Below are 17695 nucleotides of genomic sequence, written 5' to 3'. Positions count from 1 at the left end.
ATCCTGTGGGTCGAGCGTGTCGAGAGCGGATATCGGCTTCCCCATTTGCGCTCGCCGCAAGGACGTAGCCTGGCTTGAGCATAGCGATACCCAGGGATTTTCCCGAGTGTCGCTGCGCTCGACCCTGGCTACCAAATCGAAAAAACCAGATTGCAGATACAAAAACGCCGCTCGATCGAGCGGCGTTTTGCATAGCGGCTAGCGGGTCAGGCAGAGAGCTCGACCAGCAGCTTGTTCAGGCGCTGCACATAGGCGGCTGGGTCTTTCAGGCTGTCGCCTGCAGCCAGAGCGGCCTGATCGAAGAGGATGTGCGACAGATCGCCGAAACGGTCTTCGTCCGGCTCGGCATCCAGCTTCTCGATCAGCGGGTGGTTCGGGTTGAATTCGAAGATCGGCTTGGAATCCGGCACCTTCTGGCCGCTGGCCTCAAGAATCTGGCGCATCTGCAAGCCCAGGTCCTGTTCGCCGATGGCCAGGATGGCTGGCGAATCGGTCAGGCGATGGGAGACGCGAACCTCCGCGACCTGCTCGCCCAGCGCGCCCTTCAGACGCTCGACCAGACCTTCCTTGCTCTTGGCGACTTCTTCCTGAGCCTTCTTGTCCTCTTCCGAGTCCAGCGAGCCCAGGTCCAGGTCACCGCGGGCAACGTCGATGAACGACTTGCCATCGAACTCGGTGAGGTAGCTCATCAGCCACTCGTCGATACGGTCGGTGAGCAGCAGCACTTCGATGCCTTTCTTGCGGAAGACTTCCAGGTGCGGGCTGTTCTTGACCTGCGCGTAGGACTCGCCGGTAAGGAAGTAGACCTTGTCCTGGCCTTCCTTCAGGCGGCCGATGTAGTCGCCCAGGGAAACCACCTGCTCGCCCTCGCCTTCGGCAGTCGACGCGAAGCGCAGCAGGCCGGCGATCTTCTCCTTGTTGGCGAAGTCTTCCGCGGGACCTTCCTTGAGGACCTGGCCGAAGTTCTTCCAGAACGCCTTGTACTGCTCGGGTTCGTTCTTGGCCAGCTTCTCCAGCATGTCCAGCACACGCTTGGTCAGTGCCGACTTCATGGAGTCGATCACCGGGTCCTTCTGGAGAATTTCACGGGAGACGTTCAGCGACAGGTCGTTGGAGTCGACCACACCCTTGATGAAGCGCAGGTACAGGGGCAGGAACTCGTCCGCCTGGTCCATGATGAACACACGCTGTACATAGAGTTTCAAACCACGCGGTGCTTCACGCTGGTACAGGTCGAACGGCGCACGACCGGGCACGTACAGCAGCGACGTGTATTCCAGCTTGCCTTCGACCTTGTTGTGGCTCCAGCTCAGCGGGTTGTCGTAGTCGTGGGAAACGTGTTTGTAGAATTCCTGGTACTGCTCGTCGGTAACCTCGGTACGCGGACGCGTCCACAACGCGCTGGCGCGGTTGACCACTTCCCACTCCTCGGCCGGCTTGTCCTGCTCTTCGCCATGGCTTTCTTTCGGCAGCTCGATCGGCAGGCCGATATGGTCGGAGTACTTCTTGATGACGTTGCGCAGGCGCCAACCATCAGCGAACTCTTCTTCGCCGCTCTTGAGGTGCAGGACGATGCGGGTACCGCGTTCGGCCTTCTCGACGTTGGCGACCTCGAAGTCACCCTCGCCCTTGGAGGCCCAGTGCACGCCTTCGCCAGCCGACAGACCGGCACGGCGGGTGAATACTTCGACCTTGTCGGCAACGATGAACGCCGAGTAGAAGCCGACGCCGAACTGACCGATCAGGCTCGAGTCCTTCTTCTGGTCGCCGGAGAGGTTCTTCAGGAAATCGGCGGTGCCGGATTTGGCGATGGTGCCGAGGTGCGCGATGGCCTCTTCACGGCTCATGCCAATGCCGTTGTCTTCGAGGGTGACGGTCTTAGCGTCCTTGTCGAAGGTCACGCGGATCTTCAGCTCGGCACCGCCCTCGAGCAGCTCGGGCTTGGCCAGCGCCTCGAAACGCAGCTTGTCGACGGCGTCGGAGGCGTTGGAGATCAACTCGCGCAGGAAGATTTCCTTGTTGGAATACAGCGAGTGGATCATGAGGTGCAGCAGTTGCTTCACCTCTGTCTGGAAGCCCAGGGTTTCTTTTTGAGTTTCCACACTCATGGTCATCTAACTCCACATTGATGGCTAAGCCGCGGTACGGCGGATGACCATCAAGTGGGGGCGGCTCGGGAAAACTTCAAGTCACCCTGGACTCACTCGTCGAGCAGTTCGACATGAACGATGTCGGCTTCGGGCATGGCAAAGCGTGCTTCGCCCGAGCCGTTGAGGCGCTGCCTGAGAATGACCTGCCCCTGCTCGAGCCCGGCGAACTGCCCCTGAATCGAGCTGCCCTTTTCGCTGAACACCCGCAACGGCTGGTTGACGTAGCGTTGCGGTTCGCTGAGCAGGCGCACCAGGGAAAAGTCCCTGCGGGGGTCCTGCACAGGTTGTGGCTGCTGCGGCGCAGCGGGCTGAGCCGGAACGGCAGCCGGCGCTGGCGGGGCCGCGGCCGGCAATTCGGCGAAGCGGTCATCGTCGACACGCCAGCCCCGCTCGGCGTGCTTGCTCAGGCTGACCGGCAAACGCTGTTCGCGGCCATCGATACGAGCGCTCACGTCGAGCATCAGGTTGCTGCCGGTCACGCCGGTAGCCGGTAGTGGCGAAAGCTGAACGTCGCGGGTGGAAAAGCGCCGCTGCAGGTGGTCGGTGAGGACGTAGGCCAGGGTGTCGCGAGAGTCGACGGTGCGATCCACCCTGCCCTCGTGATAACGCAGGCCGTTGCGAAACACCTCGACCTTGCCGCTCAGGGTGGTCTCGAACTGCGGTGGCAGAACCAGATGGAATTCACCCACCAGGCGGTTGGGTGCCTCGGGTTGCAGATCCAGGTGCAGGGTATAGCCTCCCTTGAGCTGACGTGCCTCGGGCAGATCCTGATCCGGCAGCAGCCAGTTGAACTCGATTTCCGGCAACTGTCCCTGGTCCTCCGGCAACACATCGAGGCGCAGGCCATCGGCAGACAGCGGCAGGCCACGAATGATCAGCTCGCGACGGGCGAAGAAGTCCTGGCCTTCACGCAGGCTGAGCACGCCGTCGATCAGTTCTCCCTCCTGAGGCACGAACGGCTCACCGTTGAGCTGGCCGTGCAGCTGGATGTGCAATTCGCCTGGCGCTGGCTTCTCGGGCTTTAGCCACTCGAGCCCGATGATGGCCTCCAGGCGTTGCGGATCCTGACCTGCCATCACCGCCAGACCGACCACCAGCGGGATCATGCCCAGCGCGCAGCAGGCCAGCGCATGCCTGGCACGACGCCAGTGGCGCACGATGAACAGCAGCGTCAGCGGGGGCAACAAGCATGCCCACCCCCATAGCAGGCTGGTGGCGAAACCACGCATTACCAGCAACACCAGGCCGACGAGTATCAGCAGCAGGCCGCCCAGGATCAACAACGCGTCCATTCAGTTTCCTTAGATCAGTTGCCAGGATCGGCATGGGATGCGATCACTTTCCAGCGCGCACCGCAGGAGTGAGCGTCACGATAATCATCGAAGCGTGCTCATTCCATCGAGAAGTCGAGAATTTTCCGATTTTGTGACAGGCCCTGAATTGGTGCTTTCAAGGGTGCACACCGTGCGTTATCGGGCATCGAGTAGAAAGGGAATGAACTTATATCCACTTTGACGCCTCGAAAAACCGTAATGGTATTTACCCATAAGGAGAAACACCCCCATGCAAAAGTCAGTCGCTTACGCCTTCATGCTCGCTGCCACGCTGGGCCTTGCGGCCTGTGACAAGCCGTCCGAAAACAAAGCGGAAGACGCTCAAGAAGCGCGTACCGAAGCTCAGGAGTCGATGAACGACGCCGCTGAGGAGAGCAACGAAGCTGCTCAGAAAGAAACTGAGGCCGCTCAGGAGCGCGCCGAAGAGCAACAGGAAGAGGCTCAGACTCCGCCAGCCACTACCGCACCTGCCGAGCCGGCAGCCCCTGCGGACCCAGCTGCACCGGCTGCGCCGACTCAGAAACAGCAATAAGCGGTCATCTTCACGTTACCCGCAGCCTGCTGCGGGTAACGCGCCCCTCCCCCCGGTTCACCGCAACGCTGGCGTGAGCATCAACAGCAGCGTGCAACCCATCCCGATCGCCCATACAAGACTGCGTTGCCAGTGCAGGTCTGCCCAGTAGAAAAGCAGATAGAGCACCCGCGCGACCACGAAGATCACCGCCAGCCAGTCCACCAGCCAGCCGCTACTCTGGGTGACGTGCGCCATCAAGACCCCGACGGCGAACAACGGAAACGCTTCGAAGCTATTCTGATGAGCGGCTAGTGCACGCGCACCGAATCCGGTAAGACGCGCCTGTTGTGCACGGGGATGATGGTTGTCGTAGCGCCCACCCTCCTCCTTCATCGCCTTGGCCAGCGGCGCCTTCGCCACGAAAATCAGCAGGGCGCTGATGAAAATGCACCAGAACGGAATACTCATTCGGTTTTCTCCTTGGCCGGCTCGAACGTCGGCGTTTGTGTGTACACCATTACTTCCAGCACATCGGAATGGAATTCGCGTCGGTACAGCACCACCACCACACCGGCGGTGACCATCATGAAGAACCAAGGGTTGATGAACCAGGCCAGCGTCGCCATGCCGAAATAGTAGGCGCGCAGCCCATAGTTGAACTGGTTGGCCGCCATCGAGATGACCCGCGCGGTGCGCTCGCCGAACGCCTTGCGCTCCTGCTCGGTGACGTGCCGCTCACCGATCATCGGCGCCGAACCCACCAGTACCGCGGCGAAGTTGTACTGGCGCATGCACCAACTGAAGGTGAAGAAGGCATAGACGAAGACCACGCCCAGGCACAACAGCTTGGCTTCCGACATGCCACGGCTGGCGACCTGCACGAATGGCAGGTCGGCCAACAGCGATACCGCACGATCCGATGCACCGAGCACGGTGAGGATACCGGCGAGGATGATCAGCGTACTGGAGGCGAAGAACGAAGCATTACGCTCGAGGTTGCCGATCACGTTGGCATCGGCGATGCGGTTGTCGCGCAACAGCATGCGCCGCATCCAGTCCTCGCGATACAGGTGCAGAACGCTGGCCAGACAGGGTGTGGTGCGACCTTTCGCCTGGGCGTAACGGGTGTAGCCGCCCCAACAGATGACGAACCAGAGAACGGCCAGGACGTGCGGCAGATATTCTTCGCTGATGGGCATGCAAGCTCCTTGTAAGGCTGGAGCGATTATAGCCAGGCGAGATAAGAAAAAGCCGCTCATTGCAGGCTGTGTGAAAACGTAGCGAGCGAAGGTCAGGCAAGGCAAAAACCGGCGAAAAAGCGCAGTTTACGAGTTGTAAATGAGCATTTTTAGCCGGTTTTTAACGCCGCATGAGCGAGCGCAGTAGTTTTCACACAGTTTGATACGAGCGGCTTTCGATCAACCGGATATGCTCAGGCCAGCACTTCCTGCGGCTTGCCACGCAACCAGTCGTAACCACTGGCGATGGCCAGCATGATGGCCGCCGGCAACAGCCAGGCAAGGCCCTGCTCGGCCAGTGGCAGGCTGACCAGCCATTGCGGCAAACCGCCATCCAGGCCAGCGGTCTTCAGGCCATCGACGATGCCGAACAGCGTTGCCACCAGCATCACCGGTCCGACCACGCGACCAGCCGAATTCCATAGCCCCCAGCAGAAGCTCAGAGCGATCAGGACGATGCATGGCGGGTAGATGGCGGTGAGGACCGGCACGGATATCTGGATCAGTTTGGTCAGACCCAGGTTGGATACCAGCAGCGAGAACGCGGCGAGGATCACCACCAGACTGCGATAGGACAGCGGTACCAGACGGCTGAAGTACTCTGCACAGGCGCAGGTCAGGCCAACCGCCGTGACCAGGCAGGCCAGCGAGATCAGCACGGCCAGGAAGCCGCTGCCCAGTGCCCCGAAAGTGTGCTGAACGTAGGCATGCAACACCGCAGCGCCATTGGTGGCGCCGGCCGCGATGGAATGGCTGCCCGCACCGAGGCGGAACAGGCTGATGTAAACCACGGCCAGGCCGACCCCGGCGATCAGCCCGGCGATGATGGCGTAACGGGTGATCAATTGTGGCGACTCGACCCCACGGGAGCGGATGGCATTGACGATGACGATGCCGAAGACCAGCGCCCCCAGGGTATCCATGGTCAGGTAACCATTGATGAAGCCCTGGGAGAATGGCGCCGCCTCATAGACGGCGGTTGCCGGCCCCACTTCACCGGGTGTCAGTACGAAGGCCGTACCGCCAAGGATCAGCAGCGCGAGGATCTTCATCGGGCCGAGCACGCGCCCGACGGTGTCCAGCAGTCGCCCCGGATACAGGGAGACGCCCAGTACGATCACGAAATACACCAGGCTGTAGATGAACAGCGCCAGCGGGCTATCGCCGGTCAACGGCGCCAGGCCCACTTCGAAGGACACCGTGGCGGTACGCGGGGTGGCGAACAGGGGGCCGACCGCCAGGTAGCAGACCGTACCCAGCAGCACACCGGCGGCTTTGCCGATCGGGCTGCTCAGCGCGTCCATGGCGCCACCGACCTTGGCCAGAGCGACCAGGGTGATCACCGGCAGACCGACCGCTGTGATCAGAAAGCCCAGCGCGGCCAGCCATACATGGGGGCCTGCCTGCATGCCGACGATGGGTGGAAAAATGATGTTGCCGGCCCCGACGAACAGGGCAAAAGTCATGAATCCCAGGGCGAGAACGTCCTGGCTTTTCAGGGAAGTCATTTGAAGAAATACCACATCGCTAAATCGGAGTTGAGAGAGGGAATCCCGATGGATAGTGGGAAACGTAGTTCGCTCTCGTGGCGCGAACCTTGGTTGCAGGCTCGCCTCGGGTAGAGACCAAACCTATTAGTTGCAAGGCTAACGATTTTGCCGCAACCGCCCTACCCGTGCCACCCCACCTGACCATTGGCTGTAAGCGGCTGTCGCCTGAACAACTTTTTCGGGACAAAAAAGAAGGCCACCCGAGGGTGGCCTTCTTTCGATCAGATCAGATGGCTTACGCCTTCTTCACTTCCCAACCGGTCAGCTCGGCCAGGGCCTTGCCGATGTCAGCCAGGGAACGCACGGTTTTCACGCCAGCGTCCTGCAGTGCAGCGAACTTCTCGTCTGCAGTGCCTTTGCCGCCGGAAATGATGGCGCCAGCATGGCCCATACGCTTGCCGGGAGGAGCGGTCACACCAGCGATGTAGGAAACTACAGGCTTGGTGACGTTGGCCTTGATGTAGGCAGCCGCTTCTTCTTCAGCCGAACCGCCGATCTCGCCGATCATGACGATCGCTTCGGTCTTCGGGTCTTCCTGGAACAGCTTCAGGATGTCGATGAAGTTGGAGCCCGGGATCGGGTCACCACCGATGCCCACGCAAGTGGACTGGCCGAAGCCGGCGTCGGTGGTCTGCTTGACGGCTTCATAGGTCAGGGTGCCGGAACGCGACACGATGCCTACTTTGCCTGGCAGGTGGATGTGACCCGGCATGATGCCGATCTTGCACTCGCCCGGAGTGATCACGCCTGGGCAGTTAGGACCGATCAGGGTAACGCCCAGCTCGTCGCAGGTGACCTTGGCATCCAGCATGTCCAGGGTAGGAATGCCTTCGGTGATGCAGACGATCAGCTTGATGCCGCCGAAAGCAGCTTCCAGGATCGAGTCCTTGCAGAAAGGAGCTGGAACGTAGATGACCGAAGCGTCAGCGCCGGTAGCTTCTACAGCTTCTTTCACAGTGTTGAACACTGGCAGGTTCAGGTGGGTAGTACCGCCTTTGCCTGGGGTCACGCCGCCAACCATCTTGGTGCCGTAGGCGATGGCTTGTTCGGAGTGGAAGGTACCTTGCGAACCAGTGAAACCCTGGCAGATAACCTTGGTGTCTTTATTGATCAGGACGCTCATTACTTGCCCTCCGCAGCTTTGACGACTTGCTGAGCAGCGTCGGTCAGGCTGGTTGCCGCGATGATGTTCAGGCCGCTTTCGGCCAGGACTTTGGCACCCAGTTCAGCGTTGTTGCCTTCCAGACGGACGACAACCGGAACCTTGACGCCGACTTCCTTCACTGCACCGATGATGCCTTCGGCAATCATGTCGCAACGAACGATACCGCCGAAGATGTTCACCAGAACGGCAGCTACGTTGCTGTCGGACAGGATGATCTTGAAGGCTTCGGTCACGCGCTCTTTGGTTGCGCCGCCACCTACGTCGAGGAAGTTGGCTGGCTTGCCGCCGTGCAGGTTGACGATGTCCATGGTACCCATGGCCAGACCGGCACCATTGACCATGCAGCCGATGTTGCCTTCGAGCGCAACGTAGTTCAGTTCGAACTTGGCGGCATGAGCTTCACGGGCGTCGTCTTGCGACGGGTCGTGGAAGGTCTTCAGCTTCGGCTGACGGTACATGGCGTTAGCGTCGATGTTGATCTTCGCGTCCAGGCAGTGCAGGTCGCCGTCGGCCTTGATGACCAGCGGGTTCACTTCCAGCAGAGCCAGATCGTGATCCTTGAACAGCTTGGCCAGACCTACGAAGATCTTGGCGAACTGAGCGACTTGCTTGCCTTCCAGGCCCAGCTGGAATGCCAGCTCGCGACCCTGGAACGGCTGAGCGCCGACCAGCGGATCGATAGTGGCCTTGAGGATCTTCTCAGGCGTTTCGTGAGCGATCTTCTCGATGTCCACGCCACCTTCGGTGGAAGCCATGAACACGATGCGACGGCTGGAGCGGTCGACTACAGCGCCCAGGTACAGCTCCTTGGCGATGTCGGTGCAGGACTCGACCAGGATCTTGGTGACAGGCTGACCATTGGCGTCAGTCTGATAGGTCACCAGACGCTTGCCCAGCCAGTTGGCGGCGAAAGCCTTGGCGTCTTCCTTGCTCTTGACCAGTTTCACACCACCCGCTTTACCGCGGCCACCAGCGTGTACCTGAGCCTTGACGACCCACTCGGTACCACCGATTTTTTCGCAGGCTTCTGCTGCTGCTTCCGGGGTGTCTACGGCGAAGCCCTTGGATACGGGCAGGCCGTATTCAGCGAACAGCTGCTTACCCTGATACTCGTGAAGATTCATGCTTGTCTACCGTTTTCGTTTAGGTATTGCGCATCGGTGCTGCACTTGCGTGCCGCACCACCTGTGACCACCTCTAGGCAGTCAGGTGCACATTCCGCGCATGGGCCTGAGCCCTGCGCGGGCAATGCACCTTGGTTCTGCTTCGCGAAAAACCGTCCGTACGGTAGCGACCCTTGAGCCGCTGCCGGACAGACGATTTCTTAGCGTTTCTTGCGGTTGGCGATGTGAATCGCGCCACCGTTTACTGCGAGCGCTGCTTCGTGCAGCGCTTCGGACAGGGTCGGGTGCGAGAAGACCATCATGCCCAGGTCTTCAGCGCTGGTACCGAACTCCATGCCGATAGCGCCTTGCTGCACCAGCTCTGCTGCGCTTGGGCCGATCACGTGTACACCCAGTACGCGGTCGGTATTGGCGTCGGCGATCACCTTGACGAAACCGCCGGTGTCGTTGGCTGCCATGGCACGGCCGCTGGCGGCGAACGGGAAGGTGCCGACGTTGACGGCAACGCCTTCACTCTTCAGTTGCTGCTCGGTTTTACCAACCCACGCAATTTCCGGGTGGGTGTAGATGACCGATGGGATCAGGTCATAGTTCATCTGCGCCTTGTGGCCGGCGATACGCTCGGCAACCATCACGCCCTCTTCCGAGGCCTTGTGAGCCAGCATCATGCCGCGCACCACGTCGCCGATGGCGTAAACGCCCGGAACGCTGGTGGCGCACTGGTCATCGACGAAGATGTAGCCACGCTCGTCAAGGTCCACGCCGCTGTCCGAAGCCAGCAGATCGGTGGTGACCGGACGACGGCCAACGGCAACGATCAGCTTGTCGAAAACGATCTTCTGCTCGCCTTCGGAATCGGTGTAGTTGACGGTGACTTGCTTCTTCTTGACTTCGGAACCGGTCACGCGAGCGCCCAGTTTGATCTGCAGGCCCTGCTTGGTGAGGGTCTTCAGCGCTTCCTTGGCGACCGCTTCGTCAGCAGCAGGCAGGAACTTGTCCAGCGCTTCGAGTACGGTCACTTCGGCGCCCAGACGGGCCCAGACCGAACCCAGCTCCAGACCGATGACACCAGCGCCGATGACGCCCAGTTTCTTCGGTACGGACTGGAATTCCAGTGCGCCGGTGGAGTCGACGATGACGTCCTGGTCGACCGGAGCCGGCGGAATGTCGATCGGGCGCGAGCCGGATGCCAGGATCACGTTCTCGGCTTCGACGACGGAGGTCTTGCCGTCCTTGTCGGTGACTTCCACTTTCTTGCCAGCCAGCAGTTTGCCGTGGCCTTCCAGCAGGGTTACGCCGTTAGCCTTGAACAGGCCGGCAACGCCGCCAGTCAGGTTCTTGATGATGGTGTTCTTGCGACCGACCATGGCCGGCACGTCAATGCTCAGGCCCTTGGTGCTGATGCCGTGAGCGGCGAAGCCGTCATGGGCTTCATGGTACTTCCAGGAGCTGTCCAGCAGCGCCTTGGACGGAATGCAACCGACGTTCAGGCAGGTACCACCGAGGGCGATCTTGCCGTCCTTGTCCTGGTACTTCTCGATGCACGCGGTTTTCAGGCCGAGTTGTGCAGCCTTGATGGCGGCAACATAGCCGCCAGGGCCGGCACCGATGACTACCACGTCGAATTTCTGGCTCATAAAAGATTCCTTTTCAGCGTCAAGCTTCAAGCCTCAAGCTGCAAAACGGAGCGCTTCTACTCGAAGCGTGGCGCTTGCAGCTCGAGGCTGGTGTATTAGATGTCCAGCAGCAGACGAGCTGGGTCTTCCAGCAGGTTCTTGATGGTCACCAGGAAAGTCACGGCTTCTTTACCGTCGATCAGGCGGTGATCGTAAGACAGTGCCAGGTACATCATCGGGCGAATGACCACTTGGCCGTTCACCGCAACCGGGCGCTGGATGATGTTGTGCATGCCCAGAATCGCGGCCTGCGGCGGGTTGACGATCGGCGTCGACATCATCGAACCGAAAGTACCACCGTTGGTGATGGTGAAGGTGCCGCCAGTCATCTCTTCGATGGACAGCTTGCCGTCACGGGCTTTCTTGCCGTAGGCGGCGATGCCCGCTTCGATATCGGCCAGGCCCATCGACTCGGCGTTGCGCAGCACCGGTACGACCAGACCACGGTCGCTGGAAACAGCTACGCCGATATCCTGATAACCATGGTAAACGATGTCGTTGCCATCGATCGAAGCGTTGACCGCCGGCAGACGCTTCAGCGCTTCGGTGGCAGCCTTGACGAAGAAGGACATGAAGCCCAGGCGCGTGCCGTTGTGAGCTTTCTCGAACTGGTCCTTGTAGCGCGAGCGCAGCGCCATGATCTCGGACATGTCGACTTCGTTGAACGTGGTCAGCATGGCCATGTTCGACTGAGCTTCGACCAGACGACGAGCGACGGTGGCACGTACGCGGGTCATCGGCACGCGCTTCTCGGTGCGATCGCCAGCAGCAGCGACAACCGGAGCTGCAGCAGCGGCGGGCTTGGCAGCAGGAGCAGCAGCCGGAGCGTTTTTCTTGGCTTCGACAGCGGCAACCACGTCTTCCTTGGTCACACGGCCACCCTTGCCAGAACCGCTGATGCTGTTCGGGTCGATGCCGTTTTCTTCAGCCAGCTTGCGCGCGGCAGGCGACAGGATCTGGTCGTCGCCAGCGGCTGCGGCAGCAGGGGCCGCGGCCTGAGCCGGGGCTGCAGCGGCTTGCGCCGGAGCGGCGGCCGGAGCGGCTGCGCCACCTTCGGTCAGTTTGCCCAGTACTTCGTTGCTCAGTACGGTGTCGCCTTCGTTCTTGACGATTTCAGCGATGACACCATCGGCCTCGGCCAGTACTTCGATCACTACCTTGTCGGTTTCGATGTCGACGATCAGCTCATCGCGCTTGACCGCTTCGCCCGGCTTCTTGTGCCAGGTCGCTACGGTGCCGTCGGCGACCGATTCGGGAAATGTAGGGGCTTTGATCTCGATAGCCATTGTGTTCTGTTCCTTAAATTCGGTTTGTTCGAGGAGGTAGCCCCCAATTGAGCTACCTCCTTCGCGATGGCATTAAACGGTGAAGGCATCCTGCAGCAGTTTTTCCTGCTGCTCGGCGTGCATCGAAGCGTAACCACAAGCAGGCGCAGCCGAGGCATCACGACCAGCATACTCGAGCACCAGCGCCTTCTTGTGCGCCGAAGCAGCACGACGCATATGGTGCTGGCTGCAATACCAGGCGCCCTGATTCATCGGTTCTTCCTGACACCAGACGATGTGCTTGAGGTTCTTGTACGGAGCGAGAACTTCGGCCAGGTCGTCTTCCGGGAACGGATAGAGCTGTTCGAGACGCACGATGGCGATATCTTCGCGGCCTTCGGCACGGCGCTTCTCCAGCAGGTCGTAGTAGACCTTGCCGCTGCACAGCACCAGACGCTCGACCTTTTTCGGATCGATTGCATCGATTTCCGGGATGACGGTCTGGAACGAGCCTTCGGCCAGATCTTCCAGCGTCGACACGGCCAGCTTGTGGCGCAGCAGCGACTTCGGCGTCAGCACCACCAGCGGCTTGCGCAGCGGACGGATGACCTGACGACGCAGCAGATGGTAGATCTGCGCCGGCGTGGTCGGAACGGCAACCTGGATGTTGTGCTCGGCGCACAGCTGCAGGTAACGCTCCAGACGTGCCGAGGAGTGCTCCGGCCCCTGCCCTTCATAACCGTGTGGCAGCAGCATGGTCAGACCGCACAGACGGCCCCACTTGGTTTCGCCACTGGAAATGAACTGGTCGAACACCACCTGAGCACCGTTGGCGAAATCGCCGAACTGAGCTTCCCAGATCACCAGCGCATTCGGCGTGGTGGTGGCGTAGCCGTATTCGAATGCCAGTACCGCCTCTTCCGACAGGAAGGAGTCGTACAGATCGAAACGCGGCTGACCTTCATACAGGTTCTGCAGCGGAAGGTAGGCACTGCCGTCCTTCTGGTTGTGCAGTTGCGCGTGGCGGTGCGAGAACGTGCCACGGCCCACGTCCTGACCGGTGATGCGGATCGGATGACCCTCGACGAGCAGGGTCGCGTAGGCCATGGTTTCCGCATAGCCCCAGTTCAGCGGCAAGCCGCCTGCGCCCATCTTCTGGCGATCTTCATAGATCTTGCCGACCTGACGCTGAACGACGAAGCCGTCCGGGGTTTCCAGCAGTTTGCCGGACAGGTCCTGCAGGGTTTTCAGATCGAAACGGGTGTCGTGGCGCGCGGTCCAGGCATGACCCAGGTATGGACGCCAATCGACGAACAATTCCTTGTTCGGCTCCTTGACCAGGCTCTTGACCACGTGCTGACCGTTGTCCAGTGCCGTGCGGTACTCGTCGACCGGCGCTTGCACGGCCTCTGCCGACAGGCGACCTGCATTGGTCAGCGCTTCGGCATAGAGCTCGCGGGTGGTGCGCTGCTTGGCGATCTGCTGATACATCAGCGGCTGGGTACCACTTGGCTCGTCGGCCTCGTTGTGACCACGACGGCGGTAGCAGACCAGGTCGATGACCACGTCACGCTTGTACTGCATGCGGTAGTCGACAGCCAATTGGGTGACGAACAACACGGCTTCCGGATCATCGCCATTCACATGGAAGATCGGCGCCTGGATCATCTTGGCAACGTCGGTGGAGTACTCGGTGGAGCGCGCATCGTCAGCACGGTTGGTGGTGAAGCCAACCTGGTTGTTGATCACGATGTGGATGGTGCCGCCCGTCTTGTAAGCACGGGTCTGCGACATCTGGAAGGTTTCCATGACCACGCCCTGACCGGCGAATGCCGCGTCACCGTGGAGGGAAATCGGCAGAACCTTGTCGCCCGCCACATCATTGCGACGATCCTGACGAGCACGTACCGAACCTTCGACCACCGGGGAAACGATTTCCAGGTGAGACGGGTTGAACGCGAGCGCCAAGTGCACTTCGCCACCCTGCGTCATCACGTTCGAGGAGAAACCCTGGTGATATTTGACGTCACCGGAGCTCAGGCCCTCGACCTTCTTGCCTTCGAACTCGTCGAACAGGTCGCGCGGGTTCTTGCCGAAGGTGTTGACCAGAACGTTCAGACGGCCACGGTGGGCCATGCCGATGACGATTTCCTTGGTGCCGTAGGAACCGCTGCGCTGGATGATTTCGTCGAGCAACGGGATCAGGCTCTCGCCGCCTTCCAGACCGAAGCGCTTGGTGCCCGGGTATTTGGTACCCAGGTATTTTTCCAGACCTTCAGCGGCAGTCAGACGCTCGAGCAGGTGGCTTTGTGCCTCTGCGGAGATCTGAGGACGGCCACGCACGCTTTCCAGACGCTGCTGGAACCAGCTGCGTTGCTCGGAATCGGTGATGTGGGTGAACTCGGAGCCGATGGTGCGACAATATGTCTGCTGCAAAGCATCGCGGATTTCCCGCAAAGTAGCTTCTTCTTTGCCGATTGCCAGACCACCCGTGCGGAAGGTGGTGTCCAGATCCGCGTCGGTAAGGCTGTAATGGCTGATCGACAGATCAGCAGGAACAGAACGCTGCCACAGCCCAAGCGGATCGAGCTGAGCCGCCTGGTGGCCACGCATGCGGAATGCCTGAATCAACCGCAACACTTCGACCTGCTTCTTCTCGTGTTCACTGCTCACGGTCCCGGCTGATGCCGGCTGAGCGCGACGCTGGTTTTTGGCCAGCAACACGAAATGATCACGAATCGTCGAGTGCGATACGTCATTGGCGGTACTGCCTTCGGACGGCAACTTATCGAAATAAGTGCGCCATTCTTCCGGCACGGCGTTGGGATCGTGCAGGTAGAGCTCATAGAGCTCTTCCACGTAGGCAGCGTTACCACCGGATAGGTGGGCACTGTCCCACATGCGCTGCATCACGCTTTCTTGCATGCTTGGTCACCCTCGGTAAGGGGACACCACCGGCGAGGACACCGACTGGCTTTCGAAGTCATGTAACAGCGACTTCGACAAAGCCACCAAGAATCCCGCAGATAGTCCGGGCACCAGCCCGGATGCCCCTGCTGGTCGTCATATTTTTCGTGTAAGGACATCGGCGGCTAGGCCGATGCCCTGGCTATACTGCTACACCGACATGAAGTCGGTGCGGCAGGCGTTGCGGGTCAAGCTAAAGAACTGTGAATCAGGTACCGCTCTGCAGCAGCATGTTGCGAACGTGACCGATTGCCTTGGTTGGGTTCAACCCTTTGGGGCATACGTTCACGCAGTTCATGATGCCGCGGCAGCGGAACACACTGAATGGATCATCCAAAGACGCCAATCGTTCCGCGGTCTTGGTATCACGGCTGTCAGCCAGGAAGCGATAGGCTTGCAACAGCGCGGCCGGGCCCAGGAATTTGTCCGGGTTCCACCAGAACGACGGGCAGCTGGTCGAACAGCAAGCGCACAGAATGCACTCGTACAGGCCGTCCAGCTTCTCGCGCTCTTCCGGCGTCTGCAGGCGCTCGATAGCGGGCGCCGGGGTATCGTTCTGCAGGAACGGCTGCACCTTCTCGTACTGCTTGTAGAAGATGCTCATATCGACGACCAGGTCACGAATGACCGGCAGCCCGGGCAGCGGGCGGATCACCAGCTTGTTGCCCTTGACCACGGTGGAGATCGGCGTGACGCAGGCCAGGCCGTTCTTGCCGCTGATGTTCATGCCGTCGGAACCGCAGACGCCTTCACGGCAGGAGCGACGGTAGGAGAAGCCTTCGTCCTGCTCCTTGATCAGGGCCAGCACGTCCAGCACCATCAGGTCCTTGCCGTCGATCTCGACGTCGAATTCCTGCATGAAGGGCGCTTTGTCCGCTTCCGGGTTGTAGCGATAAACGCTGACTTTCAAGCTTTTGCCAAGAGACATGGTAGCCACCCTTAATAAGTACGAACTTTGGGTTCAAACGCCGGGACCGTCTTCGGCGAGAAGTTGACGTCACGCTTGGTCACGCGCTTCTCACCCGGGAAGTACAGGCTGTGGCACAACCAGTTGGTATCGTCACGATCCTCGTAGTCTTCACGGGCGTGGGCGCCGCGGGACTCGGTACGGGTATCGGCTGCGATAGCAGTGGCTTCGGCGACTTCCAGCAGGTTCTGCAGCTCCAGCGCTTCGATGCGCGCCGTGTTGAAAGCCTGGCTCTTGTCGGAGATCTTGACGTTGGCGATGCGCTCGCGCAGATCGGCCAGCTGAGTGATGCCCTTCTTCATGTATTCGCCGGTACGGAATACGCCGAAGTAGTTCTGCATGCACTGTTGCAGCTCTTTGCGCAGCGGTGCGACGTCTTCGCCGGTGCTACGCTCGTTGACGCCGGACAGACGCTTGAGCGACTGCTCGATGTCGGTCTCGCTGGCGCCACGGACTTCCACGCCTTCTTTCAGCGCTTTTTCCAGGTGCAGGCCAGCGGCGCGGCCGAATACCACCAGGTCGAGCAGCGAGTTGCCACCCAGACGGTTGGCACCGTGCACCGAGACGCAAGCCACTTCGCCCACGGCGAACAGACCGTCGATGATGCGATCGACGCCATTGGCGTCCTGGGTGATGGCCTGACCATGGATGTTGGTGGCAACGCCGCCCATCATGTAGTGGCAGGTCGGAATGACCGGAACAGGCGCGACGACCGGGTCGACGTGGGCGAAGGTCTTGGACAGCTCGCAGATGCCGGGCAGACGGCTGTGCAGCACTTCCTCACCGAGGTGATCGAGCTTCAGCAGTACGTGATCCTTGTCAGGGCCACAGCCGTTGCCGGCGATGACTTCCTTGACCATGGAGCGGGCCACTACGTCACGACCTGCAAGGTCCTTGGCGTTGGGCGCATAGCGCTCCATGAAACGCTCGCCGTGGGCGTTGATCAGGTAACCACCTTCACCGCGGCAGCCTTCGGTGACCAGTACACCGGCGCCGGCGATGCCGGTCGGGTGGAACTGCCACATTTCGATGTCCTGCACCGGCACGCCAGCACGCAGCGCCATGCCCACACCGTCACCGGTGTTGATCAGCGCGTTGGTGGTGGACGCGTAGATACGGCCAGCACCGCCAGTGGCCAGAACCACGGCCTTGGAACGGATGTAGACGGTTTCACCGGTTTCGATGCAGATGGCGATGACGCCAACGACGGCGCCATCCTGGTTCTTGACCAGATCCACTGCGTACCACTCGTTGAGGAACGAGGTACCGGCTTTCAGGTTGGCCTGGTAAAGGGTGTGCAGCAACGCGTGACCGGTACGGTCGGCAGCGGCGCAAGTACGGGCCGCCTGAGTCGGGTTGTCCGGGCCTTTGGACTGGCCGCCGAACGGACGCTGATAGATGCGGCCCTGCTCGGTACGGGAGAACGGCAGGCCCATGTGCTCGAGCTCGAACACGGCTTCCGGACCAACGGAACACATGTATTCGATCGCGTCCTGGTCACCGATGTAGTCGGAGCCCTTGACGGTGTCGTACATATGCCAGCGCCAGTCGTCGTTCGGATCGTTCGACGCGATGGCACAGGTGATGCCACCCTGAGCGGATACGGTGTGGGAACGGGTCGGGAAAACCTTGGTTACCACTGCGGTCTTGTGGCCGCCCTGCGCCAGCTGCAGCGCAGCGCGCATACCGGCACCGCCACCACCAACGATGATGGCGTCATAGGAAAGAGTACGGATGCTAGTCAT

General features: G+C 60.6%; 13 protein-coding genes. 1 reads left to right on the top strand and 12 read right to left on the bottom strand.

What is annotated here, in order from left to right; translation table 11 throughout:
• Positions 1-206: 206 nt before the first annotated feature.
• Both htpG and FHR27_RS06065 read right to left on the bottom strand, forming a co-directional pair.
• The gene (gene htpG / locus FHR27_RS06070; protein ID WP_042553828.1) at positions 207-2108 is read right to left on the bottom strand and encodes a molecular chaperone HtpG; all 1902 of its coding nucleotides are present in this window, start codon (positions 2106-2108) and stop codon (positions 207-209) included.
• 92 nt (positions 2109-2200) lie between these two features.
• The gene (locus FHR27_RS06065; RefSeq protein WP_179538067.1) at positions 2201-3442 is read right to left on the bottom strand and encodes an MFS transporter; all 1242 of its coding nucleotides are present in this window, start codon (positions 3440-3442) and stop codon (positions 2201-2203) included.
• Between the two features lie 271 nt (positions 3443-3713).
• Between FHR27_RS06065 and FHR27_RS06060 the strand changes: the two genes are divergently transcribed.
• A complete protein-coding gene (locus FHR27_RS06060; RefSeq protein WP_042553708.1) occupies positions 3714-4016 on the top strand; it encodes a hypothetical protein in 303 nt (100 codons plus the stop codon).
• Positions 4017-4073: 57 nt separating this feature from the next.
• Here FHR27_RS06060 and FHR27_RS06055 read toward each other — a convergent pair whose 3' ends face one another.
• The 10 genes from FHR27_RS06055 to sdhA all read right to left on the bottom strand — a co-directional run bounded on the left by FHR27_RS06055 (position 4074) and on the right by sdhA (position 17695).
• Entirely contained in the window at positions 4074-4466 is a 393-nt protein-coding gene (locus tag FHR27_RS06055; protein WP_179538066.1) for an MAPEG family protein, read from the bottom strand.
• Positions 4463-5197, bottom strand: a complete 735-nt coding sequence (locus FHR27_RS06050) for a DUF599 domain-containing protein (protein ID WP_042553710.1) — start codon at positions 5195-5197, stop codon at positions 4463-4465. The genes FHR27_RS06055 and FHR27_RS06050 overlap by 4 nt, the downstream gene beginning before the upstream one ends.
• 233 nt (positions 5198-5430) lie before the next feature.
• Complete coding sequence (gene brnQ, locus FHR27_RS06045) at positions 5431-6744, bottom strand: branched-chain amino acid transport system II carrier protein (protein ID WP_042553711.1); 1314 nt, start codon at positions 6742-6744, stop codon at positions 5431-5433.
• Between the two features lie 277 nt (positions 6745-7021).
• Complete coding sequence (gene sucD, locus FHR27_RS06040; protein WP_042553712.1) at positions 7022-7909, bottom strand: succinate--CoA ligase subunit alpha; 888 nt, start codon at positions 7907-7909, stop codon at positions 7022-7024.
• Positions 7909-9075 carry an ADP-forming succinate--CoA ligase subunit beta gene (gene sucC / locus FHR27_RS06035; protein ID WP_042553713.1) on the bottom strand — a complete coding sequence of 389 codons (1167 nt, stop codon included), beginning with the start codon at positions 9073-9075 and terminating at the stop codon, positions 7909-7911. Before sucC ends, sucD begins: the two co-directional genes overlap by 1 nt.
• Before the next feature lie 200 nt (positions 9076-9275).
• Positions 9276-10712: a dihydrolipoyl dehydrogenase gene (gene lpdA, locus FHR27_RS06030; protein WP_042553714.1), complete on the bottom strand. Its 1437-nt coding sequence runs from the start codon at positions 10710-10712 to the stop codon at positions 9276-9278.
• Positions 10713-10807: 95 nt separating this feature from the next.
• Positions 10808-12037, bottom strand: coding sequence for a 2-oxoglutarate dehydrogenase complex dihydrolipoyllysine-residue succinyltransferase (gene odhB, locus FHR27_RS06025; protein WP_042553715.1), 1230 nt, complete (start codon positions 12035-12037; stop codon positions 10808-10810).
• A gap of 72 nt (positions 12038-12109) precedes the next feature.
• Positions 12110-14941, bottom strand: a complete 2832-nt coding sequence (locus FHR27_RS06020) for a 2-oxoglutarate dehydrogenase E1 component (RefSeq protein WP_042553716.1) — start codon at positions 14939-14941, stop codon at positions 12110-12112.
• Positions 14942-15191: 250 nt separating this feature from the next.
• Complete coding sequence (locus tag FHR27_RS06015; RefSeq protein ID WP_042553717.1) at positions 15192-15911, bottom strand: succinate dehydrogenase iron-sulfur subunit; 720 nt, start codon at positions 15909-15911, stop codon at positions 15192-15194.
• Between the two features lie 11 nt (positions 15912-15922).
• A complete protein-coding gene (gene sdhA, locus FHR27_RS06010) occupies positions 15923-17695 on the bottom strand; it encodes a succinate dehydrogenase flavoprotein subunit (RefSeq protein WP_042553718.1) in 1773 nt (590 codons plus the stop codon).

This window comes from Pseudomonas flavescens, assembly GCF_013408425.1.
Lineage (GTDB): Bacteria > Pseudomonadota > Gammaproteobacteria > Pseudomonadales > Pseudomonadaceae > Aquipseudomonas > Aquipseudomonas fulva_A.
This window is presented reverse-complemented; position numbering and strand designations above follow the sequence as displayed.